At 44.8% G+C, this 24,250-nt stretch carries 23 protein-coding genes, 4 tRNA genes and 2 pseudogenes; 24 read left to right on the top strand and 5 right to left on the bottom strand.

What is annotated here, in order from left to right:
- A partial coding sequence (locus tag ACTNBR_RS08580) for a zinc ribbon domain-containing protein (RefSeq protein ID WP_441017401.1) occupies positions 1 to 142 on the top strand: 142 nt, incomplete at its 5' end.
- Positions 143 to 314: 172 nt separating this feature from the next.
- Entirely contained in the window at positions 315 to 707 is a 393-nt protein-coding gene (locus ACTNBR_RS08575; RefSeq protein ID WP_441042697.1) for a hypothetical protein, read from the top strand.
- Positions 708 to 867: 160 nt separating this feature from the next.
- Here ACTNBR_RS08575 and ACTNBR_RS08570 read toward each other — a convergent pair.
- Positions 868 to 942 (bottom strand) — tRNA-Pro (locus tag ACTNBR_RS08570).
- A 157-nt stretch (positions 943 to 1,099) separates the two neighbouring features.
- On the opposite strand from ACTNBR_RS08570, the gene ACTNBR_RS08565 reads away from it, so the two are divergent.
- The 3 genes from ACTNBR_RS08565 to ACTNBR_RS08555 all read left to right on the top strand — a co-directional run bounded on the left by ACTNBR_RS08565 (position 1,100) and on the right by ACTNBR_RS08555 (position 3,676).
- On the top strand, positions 1,100 to 2,044 hold the full coding sequence (locus ACTNBR_RS08565) for an AEC family transporter (RefSeq protein WP_427807580.1): 945 nt from the start codon (positions 1,100 to 1,102) through the stop codon (positions 2,042 to 2,044).
- Between the two features lie 40 nt (positions 2,045 to 2,084).
- Positions 2,085 to 2,612 carry a 2'-5' RNA ligase family protein gene (locus ACTNBR_RS08560; protein WP_441017605.1) on the top strand — a complete coding sequence of 176 codons (528 nt, stop codon included), beginning with the start codon at positions 2,085 to 2,087 and terminating at the stop codon, positions 2,610 to 2,612.
- Positions 2,613 to 2,902: 290 nt separating this feature from the next.
- Positions 2,903 to 3,676: a C39 family peptidase gene (locus tag ACTNBR_RS08555; RefSeq protein WP_441042696.1), complete on the top strand. Its 774-nt coding sequence runs from the start codon at positions 2,903 to 2,905 to the stop codon at positions 3,674 to 3,676.
- 63 nt (positions 3,677 to 3,739) lie between these two features.
- Here the strand turns inward: ACTNBR_RS08555 and asnB are convergent, their stop codons facing one another.
- Entirely contained in the window at positions 3,740 to 5,575 is a 1,836-nt protein-coding gene (asnB, locus tag ACTNBR_RS08550) for an asparagine synthase (glutamine-hydrolyzing) (protein ID WP_441025317.1), read from the bottom strand.
- A gap of 218 nt (positions 5,576 to 5,793) precedes the next feature.
- Between asnB and ACTNBR_RS08545 the strand changes: the two genes are divergently transcribed.
- The 4 genes from ACTNBR_RS08545 to ACTNBR_RS08530 all read left to right on the top strand — a co-directional run bounded on the left by ACTNBR_RS08545 (position 5,794) and on the right by ACTNBR_RS08530 (position 7,649).
- A complete protein-coding gene (locus tag ACTNBR_RS08545) occupies positions 5,794 to 6,768 on the top strand; it encodes a C39 family peptidase (RefSeq protein ID WP_441017611.1) in 975 nt (324 codons plus the stop codon).
- Between the two features lie 79 nt (positions 6,769 to 6,847).
- Positions 6,848 to 6,929: transfer RNA gene (locus tag ACTNBR_RS08540), tRNA-Tyr, on the top strand.
- A 70-nt stretch (positions 6,930 to 6,999) separates the two neighbouring features.
- Positions 7,000 to 7,085: transfer RNA gene (locus ACTNBR_RS08535), tRNA-Leu, on the top strand.
- A gap of 237 nt (positions 7,086 to 7,322) precedes the next feature.
- A complete protein-coding gene (locus tag ACTNBR_RS08530; RefSeq protein WP_441017613.1) occupies positions 7,323 to 7,649 on the top strand; it encodes a type II toxin-antitoxin system HicB family antitoxin in 327 nt (108 codons plus the stop codon).
- Between the two features lie 62 nt (positions 7,650 to 7,711).
- On the opposite strand, the gene ACTNBR_RS08525 is transcribed toward ACTNBR_RS08530, so the two are convergent.
- On the bottom strand, positions 7,712 to 8,269 hold the full coding sequence (locus ACTNBR_RS08525; protein ID WP_441017615.1) for a hypothetical protein: 558 nt from the start codon (positions 8,267 to 8,269) through the stop codon (positions 7,712 to 7,714).
- A gap of 367 nt (positions 8,270 to 8,636) precedes the next feature.
- Here ACTNBR_RS08525 and ACTNBR_RS08520 point away from each other — a divergent pair, with 367 nt between their 5' ends.
- The 10 genes and pseudogenes from ACTNBR_RS08520 to ACTNBR_RS08475 all read left to right on the top strand — a co-directional run bounded on the left by ACTNBR_RS08520 (position 8,637) and on the right by ACTNBR_RS08475 (position 17,656).
- Complete coding sequence (locus tag ACTNBR_RS08520) at positions 8,637 to 10,103, top strand: ATP-binding protein (protein WP_441017617.1); 1,467 nt, start codon at positions 8,637 to 8,639, stop codon at positions 10,101 to 10,103.
- Position 10,104: 1 nt separating this feature from the next.
- Positions 10,105 to 11,463, top strand: coding sequence for an MATE family efflux transporter (locus ACTNBR_RS08515; protein ID WP_427807561.1), 1,359 nt, complete (start codon positions 10,105 to 10,107; stop codon positions 11,461 to 11,463).
- 396 nt (positions 11,464 to 11,859) lie between these two features.
- Positions 11,860 to 12,312 (top strand): annotated as a pseudogene (locus ACTNBR_RS08510) (quinolinate synthase NadA); the annotation flags it as partial.
- A gap of 30 nt (positions 12,313 to 12,342) precedes the next feature.
- Complete coding sequence (locus tag ACTNBR_RS08505) at positions 12,343 to 13,374, top strand: FAD-binding protein (RefSeq protein WP_441017676.1); 1,032 nt, start codon at positions 12,343 to 12,345, stop codon at positions 13,372 to 13,374.
- Between the two features lie 35 nt (positions 13,375 to 13,409).
- Positions 13,410 to 13,760: pseudogene (locus ACTNBR_RS08500) on the top strand (carboxylating nicotinate-nucleotide diphosphorylase); the annotation flags it as partial.
- A 30-nt stretch (positions 13,761 to 13,790) separates the two neighbouring features.
- Entirely contained in the window at positions 13,791 to 14,303 is a 513-nt protein-coding gene (locus ACTNBR_RS08495) for a transcription repressor NadR (protein WP_427819501.1), read from the top strand.
- Between the two features lie 65 nt (positions 14,304 to 14,368).
- Positions 14,369 to 15,244 carry an aldose 1-epimerase family protein gene (locus tag ACTNBR_RS08490; RefSeq protein ID WP_441017619.1) on the top strand — a complete coding sequence of 292 codons (876 nt, stop codon included), beginning with the start codon at positions 14,369 to 14,371 and terminating at the stop codon, positions 15,242 to 15,244.
- 29 nt (positions 15,245 to 15,273) lie between these two features.
- On the top strand, positions 15,274 to 16,305 hold the full coding sequence (locus tag ACTNBR_RS08485) for an ABC transporter substrate-binding protein (RefSeq protein ID WP_441017621.1): 1,032 nt from the start codon (positions 15,274 to 15,276) through the stop codon (positions 16,303 to 16,305).
- Positions 16,280 to 17,068, top strand: coding sequence for an ABC transporter permease (locus tag ACTNBR_RS08480; protein WP_441017623.1), 789 nt, complete (start codon positions 16,280 to 16,282; stop codon positions 17,066 to 17,068). The genes ACTNBR_RS08485 and ACTNBR_RS08480 overlap by 26 nt, the downstream gene beginning before the upstream one ends.
- A gap of 12 nt (positions 17,069 to 17,080) precedes the next feature.
- On the top strand, positions 17,081 to 17,656 hold the full coding sequence (locus ACTNBR_RS08475; RefSeq protein WP_441017625.1) for an ATP-binding cassette domain-containing protein: 576 nt from the start codon (positions 17,081 to 17,083) through the stop codon (positions 17,654 to 17,656).
- A gap of 3 nt (positions 17,657 to 17,659) precedes the next feature.
- On the opposite strand, the gene ACTNBR_RS08470 is transcribed toward ACTNBR_RS08475, so the two are convergent.
- Both ACTNBR_RS08470 and pepI read right to left on the bottom strand, forming a co-directional pair.
- A complete protein-coding gene (locus tag ACTNBR_RS08470) occupies positions 17,660 to 18,529 on the bottom strand; it encodes a DMT family transporter (RefSeq protein ID WP_441017626.1) in 870 nt (289 codons plus the stop codon).
- Between the two features lie 21 nt (positions 18,530 to 18,550).
- On the bottom strand, positions 18,551 to 19,432 hold the full coding sequence (pepI, locus tag ACTNBR_RS08465; RefSeq protein WP_427807548.1) for a proline iminopeptidase: 882 nt from the start codon (positions 19,430 to 19,432) through the stop codon (positions 18,551 to 18,553).
- Between the two features lie 241 nt (positions 19,433 to 19,673).
- Here pepI and ACTNBR_RS08460 point away from each other — a divergent pair, with 241 nt between their 5' ends.
- From ACTNBR_RS08460 to ACTNBR_RS08440, 5 genes are all read left to right on the top strand, one after another.
- Positions 19,674 to 21,020, top strand: a complete 1,347-nt coding sequence (locus tag ACTNBR_RS08460; RefSeq protein ID WP_441042695.1) for an MATE family efflux transporter — start codon at positions 19,674 to 19,676, stop codon at positions 21,018 to 21,020.
- A gap of 141 nt (positions 21,021 to 21,161) precedes the next feature.
- Positions 21,162 to 21,232, top strand: a tRNA-Gly gene (locus ACTNBR_RS08455).
- Between the two features lie 96 nt (positions 21,233 to 21,328).
- Positions 21,329 to 22,210, top strand: a complete 882-nt coding sequence (locus ACTNBR_RS08450; RefSeq protein ID WP_427807542.1) for a hypothetical protein — start codon at positions 21,329 to 21,331, stop codon at positions 22,208 to 22,210.
- 5 nt (positions 22,211 to 22,215) lie between these two features.
- The gene (locus tag ACTNBR_RS08445; protein ID WP_441017630.1) at positions 22,216 to 22,881 is read left to right on the top strand and encodes a peptidylprolyl isomerase; all 666 of its coding nucleotides are present in this window, start codon (positions 22,216 to 22,218) and stop codon (positions 22,879 to 22,881) included.
- Positions 22,882 to 23,044: 163 nt separating this feature from the next.
- Positions 23,045 to 23,884 (top strand): tyrosine-type recombinase/integrase, encoded by an 840-nt coding sequence (locus tag ACTNBR_RS08440; protein WP_427807538.1) that lies wholly within the window; start codon positions 23,045 to 23,047, stop codon positions 23,882 to 23,884.
- Positions 23,885 to 24,250 lie beyond the last annotated feature (366 nt).

Here is a 24,250-nt window from a genome sequence, read left to right as displayed (position 1 = left end):
CTGCAGCAAATGCGGAAAGATCAAGAAAGAATTGTCACTGTCAGAACGGATCTATGAATGTGGGTGCGGGAATCGGATGGATCGGGATGTGAATGCAGCGATCAATATCCGAGAAGAAGGAAAAAGAATTTTATGCGCATAACTGCGCCTGAAATATGCCCGTAACCGGGCAGAAAAGAACCGCGGGGCACGCGGGGATAGCTTATTGATACTTAGCCCTATAGGGCTATTGAGTAAGAAGCCCCTACTTCAAAGCTTTAGGGCTTAAGTAGTGGGAGCATGTCACGGATTCAAGCAGATGGAAAAATAAACGATTGGATTTCAAATTATCTAAAAAAGTGAAGCAACATATCTTGAAAAAATGTTTTAAGAGTAAAGAACTGAAATCGGGATATACTGAAGAAGAACAAAACAGATTTGCATTTCATTATTGCTTGACCGTGCTTGAAACGGAAGGTGTGATAGGGAAGGCGGAAAAGATGTACAGTATTTCAGAAATGAGTAGATCTATGTTTTGGATGTGCTTGACTTTGATTTTTGTTTACTTAACAAGCAGAAAATGCAATGAGTATAATTTCGCAGTATTATCGTTTATGGCAATTGCTGCAATCGTATTTTTGAGGAGAAAAATGAGGTTTGAGGGCTATAGAGTTGATATTATGATGAGGAATTATCATATATATGATAATAAAAAAATAAGAAAATGATTACCGTGGGTGATCCACCTGCGGTATTTTTGTACCCAGAAAGCAGGTGTAATATGGGAATCAGCAGCTAACCGACATTGAGATTTGTGAGCAAAGAGTTATAGTTATAGCTATACCGTTTATTTTACAGGGCTTTCAGAGGGCTCGTTGTACAACAAAATCGGGGTAACAGGATTCGAACCTGCGACCTCGCGGCCCCCAGCCGCGCGCTCTAACCAAACTGAGCCATACCCCGATAATGGTTCTATTATAATATATCTATGAGAAAATCTCAATGATTATTTACAAAATTCTCATACGCTTAAACCCGCCAATTCTTGACAGTACTGATAAAAAGGTGCAAAATAAAGTCCAGTAGATGACAATAAGCAAAAAAGGGAATGAAGTGTAAGATGGAGAATCTGATATTTAGTTTAAATGCAACGGTTCCGGTATTTCTTATGATGCTTCTGGGACTTTTATTTCGCAGGATCGGGTGGATTGACGAGCAGTTTGCCTCGAAGATGAATAAATTCGTGTTCATGGTTCCGCTCCCGGTGCTGGTGTTTGAGGATCTTGCGACGGTAGATTTTGAAAAAGTGTGGAATGTTAAGTTTGTGCTTTTCTGTTTTGGGGCGACGGTGCTTAGTATTGCGATTGCGGCAGCAGTCTCCTGTTTGTGGAAGGACAAATGTATCCAGGGAGAATTTATCCAGGCGTCCTATCGGAGCAGCGCGGCGCTTCTTGGAATTGCATTTATCCAGAATATTTATGGGAATGCGGGCATGGCACCGCTTATGATCATCGGAAGTGTGCCGCTTTATAATATTATGGCGGTCGTGGTGCTGTCTTTTTTTCAGCCGGAGAGAAAAGGACTGGATGGTGAGGTGATTAAAAAGACGCTCAAAGGGATTGTGACAAATCCGATCATCATTGGTATAGCAGCCGGACTTTTATGGTCGGCGCTTAGGATTCCGATGCCGCACATTATGGAAAAGACGGTTTCGAATCTTGGAGCGGTGGCTTCGCCGATGGGGCTTATGGCCATGGGAGCGACCTTTGACTATAAGAAGGCATTTGGGAAAATCAGGCCTTCGGCGACGGCGGCATTTATCAAGCTGGTCGGACTGGCAGCTATTTTCCTGCCGATTGCAATCGGGCTTGGATTCAGGAATGAAGAGCTGGTGGCGATTCTGGTTATGCTTGGTTCGGCAACCACGGTCAGCAGCTATGTTATGGCGAAGAATATGGGGCATGAGGGCGTCGTATCTTCCAGCGTGGTCATGCTTACCACGATGTTCAGTGCATTTACGCTGACTATGTGGCTTTATATTTTGCGAACACTGGCATTGATTTAGTACAAGAGTGTGTTGGTTATGAAATAATCAGAGGTGGAAAATGTATCTGATATCGGTTTATTTTGATGATAAAACGGATCGGAGAATCCGGAACTGGATGGAACAGGCCGCAAAAAGGAGCGGTAATAGTTATATGATTGACGCAAAGGTTCCGCCACATATTACGATTTCGGCGTTTGAGACCAGACGGGAAACTGAAGCGGCAGAGATGCTGAAATGTGCAGCCGAAGATATGAAGAGCGGAACAGTCATGTGGGCATCGGCGGGAGCGTTTTTCCCTGGAGTGATCTATCTGGCTCCGGTGCTGAATGCGTATTTGCAGGGGTTGTCTGTGAAAATATATGAAGGCCTGACAGGGATCGAGGAGACGCGGATCAGCCCGATGTATAGACCGTTCCAGTGGATGCCGCACACGACGATTGCAAAAAAGCTGGAAAAAGAAGAAATGATGGCGGTGTTCCGGGTGATGCAGGAGCAGTTTGGTGTGTTTTCCGGTGAGATTGTGAAAATCGGGCTTGCGCGGACGAATCCCTATGAGGATCTGATTTGTGTAGAACTGAATAAATGAGAATATAATGGGCGGTGTGAATGAAGAGGTTCATGCCGCTTTATACATTTTGAAAAATAGGGTAACTGTTCAGAGCCAACCTCGAAAACACTTCGTGTTTCCTCAGTGTGGCGTATCCGCCAAATAGATTTGTACAAAAAAGTGCTCACGAATGCAAGCATTCATCGCCCTTTTTTGACAAATCTGCTTGGCTCTGAACAGCTACAAAATAGGAAATAATTAAGAATAGAGCAAGAAAGTCTTCAAAACGTTTTGTTACTATGGAAGAAACAAACGAGGAGGTCTGGAAATTGCAGGCGCAGAGAAGACAGGCAAGGCTCAGGCGAATAAAAAGAAAGAGAAGACTGAGAATCTTAAAAAGAATTTTAGCGGCAATATTGCTTTTGATTGCAGTTTATATAGGAATTTCGTGGTTTAACCGGTATTCTATAGATCATATGAGGGACAGCGGCGAGTATCCGGAAAGTCTTTTGGCATTGGCGGAGCGGAACCCGGAGACGAAGCAGTTTGTCCGGGATTATCCGAAGAAGAAGGAACGGCAGGATGAAATTGATGTATCGAAAGAAGTGAAGGAAGGAGAAATACCGTTGTTCCTGCAGTGGGATGAACGGTGGGGATATCAGATTTACGGTGATGATTTTATGGCTGTAACCGGGTGTGGCCCGACTTGTCTATCCATGGTCTATTGTGGGCTTACTGGAGATTCAAATTGGAATCCGTTGGCGGTGGCTAAAAAGGCGGATCAGAAAGGATATTATGTGGCGGGCAGCGGCTCTTCCTGGAGTATTATGACCGATATTGCGGGAGAATTGGGGCTTTCGGCCTCGGAAATCTCGCTCAGTGAGACGAGTATCCGGTCAGAGCTGGAAGCGGGGCATCCGATTATTTGTATTGTAGGTCCCGGAGATTTCACGAACGGCGGCCATTTTATTGTTCTGACAGGTGTGGACGATAAGGGGAATTTTATCATCAAAGATCCGAACAGTAAAAAGAACAGCAGTAAAGCATGGGATCCGGAGCGGGTCATGGGACAGATCCGAAATCTGTGGAGCTATAGTAATTAAAGAAACCTCTTTACACCAGAGTGAAGATACTATGGTGTAAAGAGGTTTTTGTCATTTAAGTATTTATCTCAGTACGAAATACTGTTCATACCATAATAAGAAAGAGTAAACGGTGTAAATTTTTCTGTGGTAGTTTCCTACTTTGTTCTTATGGTCTTCCAGCCATTTCATCAGAATATTTCTGTCGAAGAATTCAGAAACAAAATCCTTCTGGAACATTTCTTTCACGCGGTTGTAGTATTTATCCTCGCGGAGCCATACGCGGAACGGTACGAGGAAACCGAGTTTTTTGCGCTGTGCCCAGTCCATCGGGATGTGGGAAAGAGCGGAGGTACGGAATGCTTTCTTCGTCTCTTCTCCCTCAACACAGTATTTGGTGTCGATACTGCGGGCGAGTTTCCACACTTCTTTGTCCAGATACGGAACGCGAAGTTCCAAAGAATGAGCCATGGTCATTTTGTCTGCTTTCAGAAGTATGTCATGCGGCAGCCACAGGTGCATGTCCAGGAAAAGTTTTTTATGGAAATCATCCTGGTCTTTTACCTGGTCAAAATAAGGTTTGGTCACATCCTGATATCTTAAGTCAGATTTATATTTCGGAGCCAGCACTTCATTTGCCTCTTCGTTGTCCATGATAAATGCCTGTCCGATATAGGAATCTTCTACAGAAGTTGCATTTCTCTTCAGGAAATTCAGACCGCGGTGATTTGGTTTGCTTGCAGCCCAGTCGCCGAGCTTCTTACGGATTGAAGCCGGAACTACCTTGCGGTAGAAGTCACCGGATTTACTTGGTTTATACGTATCGTAGCCGCCGAACATCTCATCGGCACCTTCCCCACTCAGGACAACCTTGACATCCTTTGCAGCCAGCTCAGACAGATAGTAAAGCGGTACGGCTGACAGGTTCGCATGCGGTTCATCGGAGTGGTACTGTACTTCCGGCAGGGCATCGAAGAATTCGTCGGAAGAAATCTCTTTCTTGGCATTGGACATATGAAGGATGTCGCAGAGATCCTTGGAGTAGGTAGTCTCGTCGAAGCCGCCCACTTCAAATCCAACGGAGTAAGTCTTCATCGGCTTAACGGTGGAAGCGATGTAGCTGGAATCCACGCCGCCTGACAGGAAGGAACCAACTTCTACATCACTGATCTGATGGTAATCAACCGATTCCTGAATGGTCTCACCAATCAGTTTGACGGTCTCGTCGAAACTTCTGTCCTGCTTCTCGTAGGTAGGGTCGAAATATTTGGTTGTCTTAAAGTCCTTGCCGTCGTAGGTAAAATAGGTTCCCGGCTCCAGTTTGTATACATCCTTGAACATGGTCTCAAGAAGTGGGTTGTACTGGAAGGTCAGGTACATTTTCAGTGCTTCTTTATTGACTTCTTTATGAAAATGCGGGTGGGCAAGGAAAGATTTGATCTCAGAACCAAAAAGCAGACTTCCGTTCATTTTTGCATAATAGAACGGTTTGATTCCGAAATAATCTCTTGCGCCGTACATGGTGTGATTTTCCTTGTCATAAATTACGAAGGCGAACATGCCGCGGAGCATGGAAGCGGTCTTCTCGCCGTAGGTCTTGTAAGTCTGGAGAATGACTTCGGTGTCGGAATTGGTCTGGAACGTACATCCGTGCTTCTCGATCAAATCCTTGCGGATCTCCTGATAATTGTAAATCTCACCGTTAAATATAATGACATGCTTTCCATCTGCGCTGTGAATCGGCTGTGTGCCGCCCTCCAGGTCAATGATACTTAAACGGCGGAAACCAAGTGCTGCATAATCATCTACAAAACTGCCCTTGCTGTCCGGGCCGCGGTGCGCGATTAGCTCGCCCATCTTATCGATTACTTCTTCTCTATTAAAATCGCCAGTGCCGTAATAGCCTGCAAATCCGCACATATTTTTACACATCCTTTCCGAAAAGTGGTTGTTTCTGATGCTTTGCATCATTATAACTATAACATAGCTGGTATAAAATTGACAGTGTAAAGTTTGGAAAACTCATTTTATTGAGTAACTTAAGAAAATGTGAAATTTTTGTAATTTGTCGTAAAATGGTGTTTTCTGTAGAAAAAATGTGCTAAAGTATTAGTACAAATCAGGAAGGAACCATATCGATGATAGATTTTCGCTTTGATAGAACACAGTTAAATGGAATAAAAGAAAGAAAAAAACTTCTAAAATACAGAAAGATAGCTATTCTGGTACTTGGAATTGCAGTTGTTCTTTTGCTGCTCCTTGGGATGGGCAGAATGAAAAAAACAAAGGAGGCTGCGCGGATCGAGAAAGAAAAACAGGAGGCAGTTGAGAAAGCCGAGCAGGCGAGAAAGGACGCCGAAGAGGAGCGGGAAAGGCGGATCGAGCAAGTACTGACTTCTGACAAATATGGAGCACAGCTCCGGGAGCTGTATGCGAGATATCCTCAGGTGGAGAAAATTCTGCTGGACAGAGATTCCTACCCGGACTGGCTGATTGAATATTTCACAAAGCATAAAGAGGCAGTGGACTGGGTCGTGGATTATCCGGAGTACATGGCAAAAGGGTCTGATGCGCTCAATGAAGCAGTTCCGGCATCGGTTGATTTAAGTGAATATCAGCTCCGTAACAATATTCCGCTTTACTATCAGTGGGACCAGACATGGGGATATGCGTCATACGGAAGTGGTACGATCGCAGTCAACGGATGTGGTCCGACTTGCCTTGCCATGGTCGTGACAGGACTCACCGGAGACGGAAGTGCCACTCCGAAAAAGGTTGCCGACTTGAGTATGGAGTGGGGATATTGTACAAATGATGTTACGGACTGGGCCTTGATGACGGACGGAGCATCCCGGCTGGGGGTACACTCCTGGCAGATTACCAAATGGACGGTCGAAGGTGTACAGAGCGAATTGCGCGCATGCCATCCGATCATCTGCAGCATGGGCCCCGGGGATTTCACAGAGCAGGGGCATTTTATTGTGCTGACAGGAGTGACGGACGATGGAAAGATTATTGTGAATGATCCAAACAGCCGAATCAACAGCCGTAAAAAATGGGATGCGAAAAGGTTGCTTGATCAGATGAAAGGGATGTGGGCATTCAGCGTGTAAAAACGCTGAAATGTCCACATTTTTCTTGCATTTTTCGGGAAAATATGGTATAAGTAAGTATTGTCGAGAGACATTTGATGGGTGGATTCCCGAGTGGCCAAAGGGGACAGACTGTAAATCTGCTGCAATATGCTTCGGTGGTTCGAATCCACCTCCGCCCATTGGTGTATGGCTGAAAGAGACAGTGCAGAGCACGTATGCTCTTTGATTTAAGCCGGTTAAACACCTCTTGCCGCAGTGGCGGAACTGGCAGACGCCCGGGACTTAAAATCCCGTGGGTAGCGATACCCGTACCGGTTCGATTCCGGTCTGCGGCACACGGAAAACCTCGTTAATTCGGGGTTTTTTTTGTGTGCCGAGTATGGTGGAGATTTACATATCGACACAGTTAAATCGATTATGAGACAGGCTGGAATACAACTTCAGCAATGTCCATAATATAGATGTATATATGTTAATACAATCAAGGAGGCAATCATAATGAAATTAATTTATCCAGCAGTATTCTATCCTTTTCGGATGGAAGCGGGGGCTATGTTGTAGAGTTTCCGGATTTGCCTGGATGCGTTACGGAAGGAAAAAATTTAGAAGATGCATTTGAAAATGCCACAGATGCAGCTAGCGGATGGGTTCTCGATGAACTAGAAGAGGGAAATGTTGTTCCGAAGTCTTCTGATTATGATTCCGTAGAAAGGAGGGAAGGCGGTCAAGTAAGCATGGTATTACTTGATATGGACGCCTACGCAGAACGATATGGTGAAAAAGCAGTAAGGAAAAATGTTACAATTCCAGCATGGCTCAATTCTTATGCAGAAAAACAAAAAATTAATTTTTCGCAAGTGTTGCAAGAAGCATTGCTTGCGAGAGCAATTAATAAGTAGAACGGCATGCAAAATAGCACTCGATATTGAGTGCTATTTTGATATATTAAAGCAAATAATGTTCAAATCAAGCGATGCTTGATGTCTTTGGCAAACAGTATCTTAAACAGAGTGCGAATGAATGGCTGTATAAAGAACAACTGCGTAAAGAACGCAAATGGAAAGTTATAGCATACCAGCTTCAGCCAGTTTGCCAACAGTGTAAGTATATGGAAGCCCGCATAATATGGATAGTACAAAATCGCAGCCAGAAAGCTCATGGCCGGGCACATCAGACCGACTGTGGCACAGATTATGGCCGTCTCAAACAGAACAGGATGCGTAGTTCCGGGGTCAAACACCTTACAGGCAAGTTTGAAGGAGCAGGGACTTCCCATTATGCATTCTAATGCATAAGCGAGACAGAACTCGACTAAGATGACTGCCCATATAGGACAAAAGCGCCCGAGCATCATGACTCCTCCATTCAGCCGGATGCCGTCCAGAACACCGGCAGCCCCTTCTATTGATGAAAAATAAGATCCATTTATCACATATAAGCTGTAAAATACATAGGCATGGACGGTGACAATGACTGTGAGTAATGCGAAAATCATTCGCTGAAACTGGTTTCTTGGCATAAAAATTTCCTCCCTTTTGGCATAAAAAAACAAGTATTGCATTTGCAGTAAATCAGTGGAATGTACCGTGATCAGATTTACGTGCAAAGCACTACTTGTGTCGTTTATCGCCATATTGATTTGTGTTTTCATTATGTTATTTTATCGGTCCGAAGTGAAAAAGTCAAGAAATAATAATTGGATTAAGCAAACAAAATTGATGAGCAAAGGAGATACTTTGCATATTTTTGAAGAAGTATGCATATATTAGTAATGGTATTTATATTAATAAAAAATGAGCAAACAAAAAAATAAAATGAGCAAACAAAAACAATTGAATTTGTTTGCTTATTTTGTTATACTTTGTTTAATGAAGGGAGTGAAAACGATGTTAAGCGAAGAGTTGATTGAATTAGCAAATCAAACGATGCATCTAAAAGCTGAGACTCAAACGTTAGAAGTAAAAGCGGCACATGGAGGCTGCCCTAAAAAACTTTATGATACATTATCCAGTTTTTCCAATCAGGACGGAGGCGGAGTTATTTTATTTGGTCTGGATGAATCAAAAAATTTTGCCTGTGTTGGTGTGTATGACCTGCAGGATTTGCAAAAGAAGGTAACAGAGCAATGTAATCAGATGATTCCTCCGGTTAGGGCGGTATTTACAGTGGCCGAGTTGGATGGAGAATTCATTTGTTCAGCTGAAATTCCTTCTGCGGATCTGACGGAACGTCCTTGCTATTATTCCGGAGCAGGGCGAATCAAAGGTTCCTATGTTCGGGTCGGAGATGCAGATCTTCCTATGACAGATTATGAGATATACACTTATGAAGCATTTCGAAAGCATTTACACGATGATGAAAGAGTGATCGAGAGGGCCAAAATGTCACTTCTGGATCAGGATAAGGTTCAGGGGTACCTTTTGCGGATGAGAGAAGAACGACCGGGTTTTTCCAAATTGAGCATGGAACAGGCTTATGAAATGCTGGCAATTACGAGGGATGGGATTCCAACGTTGGCGGCAATTTTGAATTTTGGACTGTATCCGCAGGGATATTTTCCACAGCTTGCAATTACTGCGATTGTTGTTCCGGGGCAGGAGATTGGCGATGTTAGTCAGGACTCTGCAAGATTTTCAGATAATAAACGGATTGAGGGAACTCTGCCGGTGATGCTTTCCGAAGCTATTTCGTTTTGCAAGCGAAATATGAGGGTGCGTACAATTATTGATCCCCGGACCGGAGAACGAATGGATAAGACGGAATATCCTATTGAAGCGATTCGTGAGGCAGTTCTGAATGCATTGATCCATCGGGATTACAGTCATTTCACGGAAGGAACCCCCATCCAGATTAATTTCTTTACGGATCGCATGGAGATTCATAGTCCGGGAGGATTGTATGGAAGAATGACTGTTGAGGATCTTGGTAAATCCCGGCCTGATCTGCGCAATCCGGCGCTTGCGACAATGTCGGAATTTCTTTTGAAAACAGAAAATCGTTATTCGGGTATCCCTACTATTCGACGGGAAATGGCGGCAGCAGGCTTAACGGCTCCTGTGTTCATTAATCGACGAAATGAATTTATAGTTATTTTTTACAACAAACAGCAGACAGAGGAAAACGATGCTGAAAAGGAGCAAAATGGTGGAACGGATACGTTGCTGGAATTTTGCAGAATTCCGAGAACACGCAGGGAAATTGCAGATTATCTGGGAATCAATACTGTATTTTATGTGATGCAGCATTATGTACAGCCTTTGCTTGCAAGTGGAAAACTTGTAATGACAATACCAGAGAAACCGAAAAGCCGGAATCAGAAGTTTGTGACAAAAGAGGAAAGAGAGATGTTCTAATATGAAAGTAGCGGATATGTCAGCGGAGCAAAAGGTGGAATACATGACGACCGAGCCGATCCCACGTTTGGTAAGTCAGATGGCGGTACCGACGATCATCAGTATGTTGGTGACGTCATTTTACAATATGGTAGACACGATGTTTGTGGGAAGGATCAATACGCAGTCGACGGCAGCGGTCGGTATTGTCTTTTCGGTGATGGCAATTATTCAGGCGTGTGGGTTTTTCTTTGGACACGGATCGGGCAACTATATTTCCAGAAAACTGGGCGAACAGAATTTTGAGGATGCTAAGAAAATGGCAGCGACGGGATTTTTTTCTGCATTTATTGTGGGGCTTGTACTTGGTGCGCTGGGACTGATTTTCCTGCGTCCGCTGTCGGTATTTCTCGGATCCACGAAAACGATTCTTCCATATACAATGAGCTATCTTCGGATCATTCTGATCGGTACGCCGTTTATGATGTCTTCTCTTGTAATCAATAATCAGCTTCGTTTTCAGGGGAGTGCATCTTTTGCAATGGTAGGAATTGTGACCGGAGCTGTTTTGAATATTGCGCTGGATCCGATTCTGATCTTTGGATGCCATATGGGAGTGGCAGGAGCGGCTTTGGCCACGGTGATCAGCCAGATCGTCAGCTTCCTGGTATTACTTAGAGCCAGCATGAAGGGCGGGAATTTCAGGATATCGTTCCGGAATTTTACGCCAAACGGACATTATTTTTATAATATATTCAAGGGCGGTGTGCCGTCTCTTTGTCGTCAGGGACTCGGAAGTGTGGCGACGATCTGCATGAATACGACGGCTGGAATTTATGGCGGGATCTATGCGGACGCAGCGATTGCGGCGATGGGAATTGTGGCAAGGATTGCGATGTTTGCGAATTCAGCGTTGATTGGATTCGGGCAGGGATTCCAGCCGGTGTGCGGCACGAATTATGGCGCGAAGCGGTATGACAGAGTCCGGGAGGCTTTTTTCTTCTGTGTGAAGACAGCAGTTGGTGTATTGGTTGTCATCTCGGCGGCGGGATTTGTGTTTGCGGGGCCGCTTGTGCATCTGTTCCGCGAGGACGCTGATGTTGTGCGGATCGGAAGTCTGGCACTTCGGCTTCAGTGTCTGGTATTTCCATTGAATGCATGGATCGTTATGTCAAATATGATGCTTCAGACCATTGGACAGGCGCTGAAAGCATCTGTTCAGGCGGCGGCCAGGCAGGGGTTGTTCTTTTTACCGCTGATTTGGATCCTTCCACAGTTTTTCGGGCTTCTGGGTGTACAGATGTGCCAGACGGTGTCGGATGTGCTGACATTTTCTTTGTCGGTGCCGTTGTGCTTGAGTGTGTTGAAGGAACTGAAATGATTATGGAAGTAATTGGAAATTCTGAAAAAGGGAAAAGAAGTGAATAACTTACCTTGCTGTTATGATTTTTTATTTCATAACTTTCGGTTTTGTGTGCGATTCTATAATATTATTGTCAAAATTCGTAACATCCCAGCAATGCTTTACAATGCAATCGAATCACACAACAACTGTCTTGTCACATGAAATGTCATAAGTTATAATGTCTGTCAATGAGCTTTTATCCCAGCTCATATTCTTGGATTTGCATTCCAAAATCAAAGAAAGCATTTCCCGGAGCAGAATAACAACACAACACAATACCATACAAAGTGAAAGGTGAGAGACATGACATTAGTAGAAGAAATACAGGCATAAAAAAAGGAAAAAAATGCGGTCATTCTGGCGCACTATTATGTGAGGCCGGAAGTGCAGGAAATCGCGGATCATATCGGAGATTCTTTCTATCTCAGCAAGGTGGCTGTCGGACTTAAGGAGCAGACGATCGTGTTCTGTGGAGTTTCGTTTATGGGTGAAAGTGCCAAGGTGCTGAATCCGGAAAAAACAGTTCTGATGCCGGATATGGATGCGGACTGTCCGATGGCGCATATGGCAGATGCTGAGACGATTCAGAAAATGAGGGAGAAATATGAGGATCTGGCAGTGGTGTGCTACATCAATTCCACGGCAGAGCTGAAGAAGTATTCGGATGTCTGCGTGACTTCGGCAAATGCGGTTCAGATTGTGAAGGCGCTTCCCAATAAGCATATTTTCTTTATTCCGGATCGGAATCTGGCACATTATATTGCGGAGCAGGTTCCGGAAAAGGAGTTTGTCTATAATGAAGGCTTCTGTCCGACGCATGAACGGCTGCAGGCAGAAGAGGTGCTGGAGGCAAAGATGGAAATGAAAACGGATGTAGTGATCGTAGGAACCGGAGTCGGAGGTTTGTTCGCAGCGCTCAATCTTCCGGAAGAAAAACAGATCGTCATGATTACGAAGGCAGATCTGGAGAGCAGTGATTCTTTCCTTGCGCAGGGCGGAATCTGTGTACTGCGCGACGATGAAGACTACGACAGTTATTTTGAAGATACGATGCGGGCGGGGCATTATGAGAACCGGAAAGAGTCGGTGGATATTATGATCCGAAGCTCCAGAGAGATTATCAGAGATCTGATCGGATACGGTGTGGATTTTGCCAGGGAAAACGGAGAATTAGCCTTTACACGCGAAGGGGCTCATTCAAAGCCGAGAATTTTATTTCATGAGGATATTACGGGAAAAGAGATTACGAGTAAATTAATCACACAAGTAAAGAAACGAAAAAATATTAAAATATATGAATACACAACTATGACGGATGTTGTGGGGGAAGATGGGATCTGTTCGGGCATTGTAGCGACAGCGCAGGACGGAACGGAAATGAAGATTTTTGCACCGGATACGATTCTTGCAAGCGGGGGAATCGGAGGAAGGTATAAACATTCCACGAATTTCCCGCATTTGACGGGAGATGCACTGGATGTGGCGAAGAAGCACGGCATCCGTCTGGAACATCTGGACTATGTTCAGATCCATCCGACGACGCTGTATTCCACAAAACCGGGAAGACGTTTCCTGATTTCTGAGTCGGTGCGGGGAGAGGGCGCGGTCTTATATAATAAGAAGAAAGAGCGTTTTGTAAATGAACTTCTCCCGCGGGATGTGGTGACGAAAGCGATCAAAGAAGAAATGGAGAAGGACGGTACGGATTTTGTATGGCTTTCCATGGAACATCTGTATGCAGTCGGGGAGACCAGCTGCAACGGAGTACATGGGGCGAACAGGCTGGCGAGTAATTCACTTTTGGAGAGTCTGGTATTTGCCAAACGGGCGGCGAACCGGATTTCCGGTCGGAAAAATGAAGTAAAGCCGGAAGGATCGGTTAAATAACTGGAAAAGATGGGACAAGGAGTGTATAATCAGAGATGAACGAAATAACGATGACATTACAGGCAGATCATTTAATTCTTGAGGCGCTTAAGGAAGACATTTCAAGCGAAGATGTTACGACGAATTCGGTTGTGAAGCTTCTTAAGGGAAGCAAAACGAAACTTCTGGATACCAGAAAGACAACCCCCAATATGCGTATATTTGAGAAATATGCAGTCCGGGTCGGAGGTGGCTTCAACCATCGCTATAATTTGTCAGATGGAGTCCTCTTGAAAGATAATCATATCGGAGCTGCCGGAAGTGTGAAAAAGGCAGTGGAGATGGCGAGGAAATATGCGCCGTTTGTCAGAAAGATTGAAGTGGAAGTGGAGAATCTGCATGCAGTGTAGGGTAATTTGATAAAGGAGACTTGTAGAATGACAGGGACACAAAGACGGGAAGAGATTGTAAATACAATCCGCAGCAGTATGGTTCCGGTCTCGGGGAAGGAACTGGCAGCGAGATTTGACGTGAGCCGGCAGGTGATCGTACAGGATATCGCGCTGATCCGGGCAGCAGGATATGATATTATTTCTACCAACAGGGGATATATTCTGAATGCACCGAGCCAGGCAGAGAGAGTTTTCAAGGTGAATCATACCGATGAACAGCTCGAAGATGAACTGTGCTCGATCGTGGATCTGGGGGGCAAGATTATCAATGTGATGGTAAATCACAGAGTTTACGGACGAATGGAAGCGCCGCTTGGAATTACTTCGCGCAGAAAGGTGAAGGAATTTCTGGAAGATATACAAAGCGGAAAGTCCAGTCCGCTGAAAAATATTACTTCGAACTATCATTATCACCGGGTTGAAGCGGACTCGGAGGAAACTCTGGATATGATAGAGGATATGCTTAGGCAGAAAGGATATCTGGTAGAAGCACAGTAACACAAAAGCAGGGCAGGATGTAAGAGTCTGTATCCGGAATAAAAGGAGAAAGAGAGGGAATCATAATGGAAAGGTTTCAAATCAGGAACGAAAGTCTGACGCTGGAGATCGATGCTCATGGGGCAGAGATGAAGTCACTAATAGATAACTGCAGCGGGCAGGAATATTTGTGGTGTGGAGATGCGGCATACTGGGGACGTACTTCGCCGGTGCTTTTCCCTCTTGTGGGAAATTACAGAGAGAAACAAAGCTGTTTCGATGGAAAATGGTATTCACTTTCCCAGCATGGATTTGCCCGGGATATGGATTTTGAACTGGTATCCGAAAAAGGTGATGAAATCTGGTTTGCGTTGGAAGATTCCCCTGAGACTCTGGAAAAATATCCGTTTGGTTTCCGACTGGAATTGGGATATCGGCTGCAGGGACGGGCGGTGGAAGTGCTCTGGAAAGTCACGAACAAAAATGATCGGGAGATGTATTTCTCCATCGGCGGTCATCCGGCGTTCAATTGTCCGCTGAGAGAGGGAGAGAAACAGACGGATTACCGGATCGGGTTCGATACTTGTGAGCCGCTTACGGCCAGTGTGCTGGATGAGAACGGCACGGTGTCCGAGAGGACGAAGGTGCTGGAACTCACGGACGGAATGCTGCAGATTACAGATTCGCTGTTTGATGAGGATGCGCTGATCGTGGAACATGATCAGGCCCATAAAGTTGCTTTGTATACGCCGGAAGGTAAAAAATATCTGGAAGTTAAGTTTGAAGCACCTCTATTCGGAATCTGGTCACCGGCAGGGAAGCATGCGCCGTTTGTCTGCATTGAACCCTGGTACGGAAGAAGTGACCGGGCGGATTTCGGACAGAAACTGGAAGAAAGAGAATGGGGCAATGTTCTGAAAGCCGGAGAAATCTTCACTGCGGTATATCAGATTTGCGTATAAAGCCGAAAAGGGTAAAAAAGGAGAAGGATATGAAGAAGAAAAAATTGACAGCACTGCTTCTTGTCCTTTGCATGGGTGTGGCTGCATTATCCGGATGCGGTTCCCGGGAAGATGCGAAGGAAGATGTGAAAGAAGAGGAGCAGCAGGAGACAGAAGAAGAGAATAAAGAGCCGGAGGAGGCAAAACCGTCAGCGGTGATCAACATTGGTGCAATGAAAGGCCCTACTGCGATGGGAATGGCACAGTTGCTTGACGATGAAAACTATAATGTTTCTATTGTGGCATCTCCGGATGAAATGGTTCCGATGGTTGTACAGGGACAGGTAGATATTGCAGCGATTCCTGCAAACCTTGCAGCGACTCTTTATCAGAAGACGGAGAAGCAGATTAGTGTACTGGCTGCGAATACGCTGGGCGTATTGTATCTGGTGGAAAATGGCAATACAATCCATTCGGCGGCGGATCTGAAAGGGAAAACAATCTATTCCAGCGGCAAAGGAGCAACGCCGGAATATGCATTGAATTCGGTATTGAAGGCAAATGGCCTGGATCCGGAGAAGGATGTGACGGTTGAATACAAATCCGAGCATGCAGAGGTCGTCGCGGCACTGGCAGCAGATACGGCAGCAGTCGGACTTCTTCCGCAGCCGTTCGTGACTACGGCACTCATGAAAAATGAGAATCTGCGCGTGGCCCTGGATCTCAACGAACTCTGGGAAAGCAGTATCGACGATGGAAGCCGTCTGATTACCGGCGTTGTAATCGTGCGGAATGAATATCTGAAGGAACATGAAGACGACGTGAAGATCTTCATGGATGCCTATGAAAAATCCGTCGATTTTGTAAACAGTGATGTGGAGGCTGCGGCAGAGATTATCGGGGCACATGAAATTGTTACGAAGGAAGTTGCAGTAAAAGCAATCCCGGAATGTAGTATCGTATTTATTGAGGGTGATGAATTGAAGACGATGCTGTCCGGTTATCTGAATACACTGCTGGAACAGAATCCGCAGATCATTGGAGGAAGTGTACCGGATGATGCGTTCTATTACAAGCGATAAACGTAAAGATTCATGGATAAAAAAATACGGAATACAGGTGCTGGCGGCTGCGTTCTGGATCGCGGTCTGGCAGCTGGCCAGCATGTGGCTTGGACAGGAGATCCTTTTGGCATCTCCTGTTTCTGTTATAAAGAAACTGGGAGAGCTGATCGTGACTTACGATTTCTGGAAGTCTGTCGGGTTCAGCTTCGGAAGAATCGTACTCGGGTTTCTGCTCGCGCTGGTGACAGGCTGTATCCTGGCTGTGGTCGCGTATCGGTTTTCTTTTGCAGCGGTTCTCTTTGGTCCGCTGATTACGGTGATCAAGTCAACTCCGGTGGCATCCTTTATTATTTTGTGTCTGATCTGGATACCATCCAGAAATCTGTCGGTATTTATCTCCTTTCTGATGGTGCTTCCGGTGGTGTACACGAATATTCTGCAGGGAATCCGCCAGACAGACAGGAAGCTTTTGGAAATGGCGGATATATTTGGCGTCGGAATGGGCAAACGGATCTGCTATATCTACATTTCCCAGATTCTGCCCTATCTTCTAACAGCCTGTACATTGGGACTCGGGCTCTGCTGGAAGGCGGGAGTTGCGGCGGAGGTGATCGGTGTGCCCTCCGGCTCGATCGGAGAAAAACTGTATCATGCGAAAGTTTATCTGAATACACCGGATCTGTTTGCCTGGACGATCGTGATCATTGTAATCAGCTTTCTATTTGAGAAATGTTTTCTGGCCGGACTTCGCGCAGTCGTCGGCCGGATTGAGAAACATTAGAGGAGGAGCGGTATGGATATCAGGATAAAGGAACTCAGTAAATCCTACGGAGAATTGCATGTATTTAACCGATTTTCCTGTTGTTTTCCGGAAGGGAAAACAACCTGCGTCATGGGAGAATCCGGAATCGGGAAGACGACGTTGATCCATCTGCTGCTTGGTTTGGAAAAACCGGATGCGGGAGAAATTGCAGGGGTTCCGCATGGGAAAATGGCTGCGGTGTTTCAGGAAAACCGGCTCTGCGAGAATCTAAGTGCGGCGGCGAACGTCCGCCTGACTGCGAGAAGAAAACTGGATGAATCGGAAATTCAGGAGGCGTTCCGGGGAGTGAATCTGAAAGAAGTGTATCAGAAACCGGTGCGTGAGCTGAGCGGAGGAATGAAACGAAGAGTGGCTATTGTCCGGGCTCTTCTTGCAGATGCAGACTGTGTGGTGATGGATGAACCATTCAAAGGGCTGGACGAAGAAACGAGAAAATTGACTGCGGAGTACGTACGAAGATGTCTTGAGGGAAGGACGTTGATTGTTGTGACGCATGATGCAAAAGATGCCGGCCTACTGGGAGCCGACATCTTGAATCTTAACTAAATTTCAATTTCTCTGTTTTGCACGTTTGGAGTTGTACAAAAACATAAGCAGTGATGAACCGAAAATGATGAGATACCCGATCACACTAAGCGCATCCGGGATGTCATGCCAGAAAAGAAAGCTCCAGATGCTGGCAAAGATCACGATGGAATAGTCGTAAATCGAAATCTCACTTGCCGGTGCATTTGCATAAGCAGCGGTGATTGCAAACTGTCCGCCGGAAGCACAGATACCGGCAAGAAGCAGATACAGAAGCTGAAGCGGGCTCATCGGTTCATAGATGAAGATCAGGACCGGCAGGATCGCGGCGCATGAGAAGACAGAAAAGAAGAATACGATAAAGGAACCGTTTTCTCCTTTCAGTCCCAGTCCGCGAACGGCTGTATAGGCGGCACCTGCACCAAATCCACCCAAAAATCCGAGCAGCGCCGGAAGGGTGTCGCCGAAGGCGAAGCCCGGTTTGATGATGAACAGACTGCCAAGGAAAGCCGCGATCACACAGAATGCCTGTGTCGGGGTCACCTTTTCTTTCAAAAAGAAATAAGAAAACAGGATGACGAAAAACGGTGACAGCTTATTCAGCATCGATGCATCTGCCAGATTCATGTGGCTGATCGCATAATAATTGCACAGAATTCCCAAAGTGCCGAAAGCGGAACGGGCAATGAGAAGGCCCAGATTACCCTTCTTCCAACGGAAAGCCGCTCCGCTCCGTTTAAGAAGAATTGCGGCGACAACAACTGCTACAAGGTTTCGAAAGAAACTTTTCTGTACGGAAGGTAAGTCTCCTGATAACTTTACAAACATATTCATTAGGGAAAAACAAAACGCAGAAGTAATGATAAACAGGATCCCTTTTTGCTTTTTAGTCATATGCAAAGTCACTCCTAAAGGTTAATCATGCTGCGCCATCCACTCACGAAGGAGCGCACAGTATTTTTTTGTGTCTTCTGCAAAGCACATATGGCGGCATCCATCGAAGAGTTCCCAACGGGAATTCGGAATGGCATCATACATGGTCTTGGCAACAAGCGGGGTGCAGAGATCGTTGGTGCCATTGATGATCAGTGCCGGTTCCTGGATATTTCCGATCTTTTCACGATATTCCCAATTTGCAAGGCTTCCTGACGGTGTAAATTCATTCGGACCCCAGCCGTACAGATAGGCCTCTTTTCCGGATTTTTTCGGACGTCGCAGACATTCCGGTGCATCTTCTGTCACCGCACCGGCGCAGTGCAGCAGCATGAACCGGTCGTTGGCTGCAAGATAATCCGGATCATCGAAATTGCCGCTTTCTTCGGCACGTGCGATTGCATCCTGATCTTCCCTGGACATGAAGCTGATCAATCGGTGCTGTTCATGTGCCCATAATTGAGAAGAAGGAAGCGTGCTGGAGAGGATGACGGATTTGATCCCATCCGGTTTGTAATCGCAGAGATATTCGATGGCAAGCATACCGCCCCATGACTGACCGAGCAGGTGAAGTTCGGTCAGTCCCAGATGCTTTCTAAGTGCCATTAATTCGTTGTCCCATGTCTCGGAACACCACAATTCCGGATGACCGTCCAGATAAGAATTTCCGCATCCGAGCTGATCGTAGGAAATGATGGCGCGGCCGTCTTCCGCAAGCTCATCCAATAATTCGAAATAATTGTGTGTAGAGCCGGGACCGCCGTGGAGTAAAAGCAGAGGCTTTTTGTTTCCGGTACATTCGCCGGCTATGCGGTAATAGGTCTGATATCCCATGAAAGGCATATAGCCTTCTGTAATTTTCATTCTTTTGTACCTCCTGAAGTTTTTCATTTTCATTCTTTTCAGACATTTGGAGCAAATTTGCTCCGGCATTGTTATTATAGCATTTGGAAAAATGCAATACAATGAATGAATCAAAAAGAATACAGAAGATGGCTACAGGGAAAGACAGAAGAAGAGAGAAGAAGGTTGCGTGATGCGGAAGGATTCGTTATACTGGGAGAGGAAGTCTTAGAGGAGAATTGTATGGAGAGGGGGAAGAAAGGTGGAAAAGTCGACATCAATGACAGAAGGAAGTATCTGGCGCCAATTGATCCGATTTGCAGTACCGTTGATTCTGGGAAATCTATTTCAGCAGCTTTATAACACGGTCGATTCTATTATCGTAGGAAATTATATAGGAAAGCATGCACTCGCGGCAGTCGGGGCCTGTGGTGCATTGATCGATCTGTTGCTGGCATTTTGTATTGGGGCATCTGTGGGTGCGGGAGTTGTGATCGCGCAGCAATATGGTGCCAAAGATGAGAGAGGAGTAGAGAAAGCTGTTCACACAACTGTTGCAATCGCAATTATTTTCGGACTTATCATGATGGCGATTGGCATATCGGCAGCTCCGATATTTCTGAACTGGATGGGAACACCAAAGGAAGTGCTGCCGCAGGCGGTGCTTTATATGCGGATTTTTTTTGGTGGAATGCTGTTTTCCGTCGTTTATAATTATGCCGCAGGAATTCTGAATGCGGTGGGAAATTCGGCAAAAGCATTGCAGTATCTGATGATTGCTGCCGGATCCAACATTGTTCTGGACTGGATTTTTGTAGTTGTATTTCATATGGGTGTAGAAGGGGTAGCACTTGCTACAGATATTGCGCAGTTTATTTCCTGTGTATGTATTCTGCAGTACTTGATGAAAAGTAAGGATCTGTATCGTTTAAAACTGAGGAACATCCGGTTGGATAAGATTATGGCTGCGAGAATCATTCGGATCGGAATCCCGGCGGGAATACAGAACATGGTGATTTCATTTTCCAATGTTGTGATTCAGGCAAATGTGAACCGCTTTGGGGCGGATCTGATGGCGGCATTTGCGGCGTACATTAAGATTGACGGATTCAATATCCTTCCGGTGCTAAGCTTCGGAATGGCGGCGACAACATTTGCCGGACAGAATGTAGGGGCTAAACGCTATGACCGGGTGAAGAAAGGCGTTCTGGTATCCGTAAGCATGGGAGTCATTTACTCGCTGTGTTCGGGAACTCTGTTGTTTCACTTCGGAGGGAACATCCTGCATATTTTTGTGGACGATCCGCATGTGGTGGAACTGGGTGTATATATTCTGCGGTTTTTCTGCCCATTCTATTTTATACTTGCGATTATGCAGATTCTGGCAGGATCCATCCGCGGAACAGGAAAAACACTGCCACCGATGTTTATTATCATTTTCTCGCTTTGCGTTTACCGGATCATCTGGCTGAATATTACGGTTCCAAGATTCGGTGAAATGAAATGGATCTTTATGGCGTATCCAATCTCATGGATCATCGGGGCTTCGCTGATGGCTCTTTATGCCTGGAAGGCGAAATGGATACCGAGGGAAGAAATTGATGAATAAATTGAAATAAAAGCTTGACAAAACCAGTTGCTGTTTGGTATTATATACAAGCAATTAGGAACAGCAACTGGTCAAGAAATAAAGAACGATAAAAAAGTACTTGACAAAATGATAGCTGTTCACTATAATAATAAGAGTCATGCGGGTGTAGTTCAATGGTAGAACACCAGCCTTCCAAGCTGGATACGTGGGTTCGATTCCCATCACCCGCTTTTTTGATACCCTTTTTTGGGAAACAAGAGGAAACAATAGAAATACGCTGTTTGCTGATGGAGAAAGTTGGGGGCATCCTCGGAAGGGAAATGCGAATGAAAAAATCAGAACGGATTAAAAAGGCACTGGAAATGGAGCTTCGGGAACACAGAAGTTCTTTTATTGTTTATATGGTGTTACGTGCACTTGTAATCATCTGTATGGTTTTGCAGATCTTAAATCGGAATTATGAAAATGTGTTTCTGTGCATACTGACGCTGTTTTTGCTGGTGGTGCCGAGCCTGATCCAGCTTCAGCTTAAGATCGAGCTGCCCACAACGTTGGAGATCATCATTCTGCTGTTTATCTTTGCGGCGGAGATTTTGGGAGAAATTCAGGAATATTACATCAAAATTGCAAATTGGGATATGATCTTACATACGCTGAATGGTTTTTTGATGGCAGCGATCGGATTCTCTCTGGTGGATATCCTGAACCGGGAAGAAAAATTAAAGTTTGAGCTCTCCCCGGCTTTTATGTCAGTTGTGGCTTTTAGTTTTTCGATGACGGTCGGAGTCTTGTGGGAATTCTTTGAATATACAATGGATTCCTTTTTCGGATTCGATATGCAGAAAGATACGATTATTCACACGATTAGCTCCGTAATGCTCGATCCAAATGGCGGAAATGTACCGACGACCATAAAGGGAATCACAGATGTTGCAGTGAATGGTCAGAGTCTGGGGCTTGGCGGTTATCTGGATATCGGGCTTCATGATACTATGGAAGACTTGTTTGTGAATTTTATTGGTGCAGTCATTTTTGCTATTATCGGATATTTTTATATGAAGAAGAAAGGGCAAGGAAAAGTGGCAGCACGTTTTATACCAACCTTGAAAAAGAAAGAGCGTGATTTCCTTAAAATTGTGGAAGAAAGCGAATTAGATAAGGAACAGGTGAAAAAAGAAGAAACGAAAAAGGAGCAAAAGTCAGAATGAAATGGATGAAGAAAAGAAAATGGATTCGCTTATTGAGTGTGGCTCTTGTGGCGGGTATCCTGACAGTAGGATGCGGTGCCAAGAAAGATGCCTCGGGCGAAGAGAAAACAGGAACTGAAAAATCCGAAACCGCAAAAACGGAATCTGATGCAGCAGAAGACAAAACTGCGATTTCCGGAAAACATCATGTAGAGATTAATGTAAAAGATTATGGAACAATCAAGGTGGAACTGGATGCAGATACGGCTCCGATTACAGTGGAGAATTTCATGACACTCGCCGAAGACGGATTTTACGACGGACTGACATTCCACAGAATTATTGATGGATTTATGATTCAGGGCGGTGATCCAAACGGAAACGGGACCGGAGGCTCCGATACGAAAATCAAAGGAGAATTCGAAGGCAATGGAGTGAAGAACGATATTTCCCATGTGAGGGGAACCATTTCCATGGCGCGATCCAGTGCGAATGACAGTGCCAGTTCCCAGTTCTTCATTGTGCAGTCAGACAGCCAGTATCTGGATGGCGAATATGCCGGGTTCGGAACAGTGACAGAAGGAATGGAGATCGTGGATCAGATTTGTAAGGACACACCGGTGCAGGATAGCAACGGTACCGTGGCTGCAGAGGATCAGCCGGTGATTGAAAGCGTGAAAGTAATTGATTAGAATATTGGTATAGAAGAGACAGGGAGTTCTGCAGAAGCAAGGCTCTCTGTTTTTTTCTATACTAAATAGGTAGTTTCAAAATGTAGGCATTTTGCATTCTGGATGCAAAAGTGGATACAATAGAAGTATGGAATTTAAAATATATTTTTGGAGGAGTACAAAAATGGACGAGCATGTATTAACGCAGGAGAAGATAGAACGATTTCGAGAGTATTTAATATTGGAAGAAAAGAGTGCGGCTACTGTGGAGAAATATATCCGGGATGTCCGGGCTTTTTCTGTATTCATGGGAAATTTGAATGTGACGAAAGAAGGAATGATGAATTATAAAAAGGAGCTGGTGGACAGGAAATATGCAATCTGTTCGATCAACTCGATGTTGGCGAGCTTGAATAGTATGCTGGACTTTCTGGGATGGTCAGAATGTAAAGTAAAACATATCAAACAGCAGCGTATCACATATTGTACGGAAGAAAAAGAGCTGACAAAGGGGGAGTATCTGCGTCTTTTGCATGCGGCAGACAACCGCCCACAGCTTCATCTTATATTGGAAACGATTTGCAGTACAGGGATACGAATATCAGAACTGCGGTTTTTTACTGTAGAGGCGGCCCGCAATGGAGTTGTGAATGTGAGCTGTAAAAATAAGAACCGGACCATTTTGCTTCCCGGAAAACTGCGCAGGAAGCTGATGGATTACGCAAAGAAAAAGAAAATCATCTCGGGGGCAATCTTTATCACTCGAAATGGGAATCCGCTGAATCGGAGTAATATCTGGGCACAGATGAAATCGCTCTGTGAAGCGGCTGGTGTAGTGGCAAGCAAAGTATTTCCACATAATCTGCGGAAGCTGTTTGCACGGACTTTTTATAATATTGAGAAAGATATTGCAAAATTGGCGGATATTTTGGGGCATAGCAGCATTGATACTACCCGGATTTATATTATGACTACCAGTGGAGAGCATCGGAAGAAGATTGAACGGCTTGGGCTTGTAGTGTAGAGATAAAAAATACTACATAATTTCCATTATGTAGTAGATTAATTATCTGATAATTGATACATATTTAACTTTGTAAACATTATGTTACCAAATAGTATATCATGAGGATACAAAAAATCAAGTCAAATTGGTGTAAAATTTCGAAATAGAAACATAAAAAATACAATCCATATATAAATGCATAAAACAGTTGCATAAAAGCTACATGAATTTATAGAAATCCATTTAATTTCTGAATAATAGTCGTTTTTTCAATAACTTTACCCAGGTTTTTATAACAATAATTAATATCATAAAATCAAATCTACTACATAATGGAAATTATGTAGTAGTCGGATACAGCATGGATGAAGTTGAAACTCAGCA

It is taken from the genome of Bariatricus sp. HCP28S3_F11 (genome assembly GCF_052065395.1).
GTDB lineage: Bacteria > Bacillota > Clostridia > Lachnospirales > Lachnospiraceae > Allocoprococcus.
This window is presented reverse-complemented; position numbering and strand designations above follow the sequence as displayed.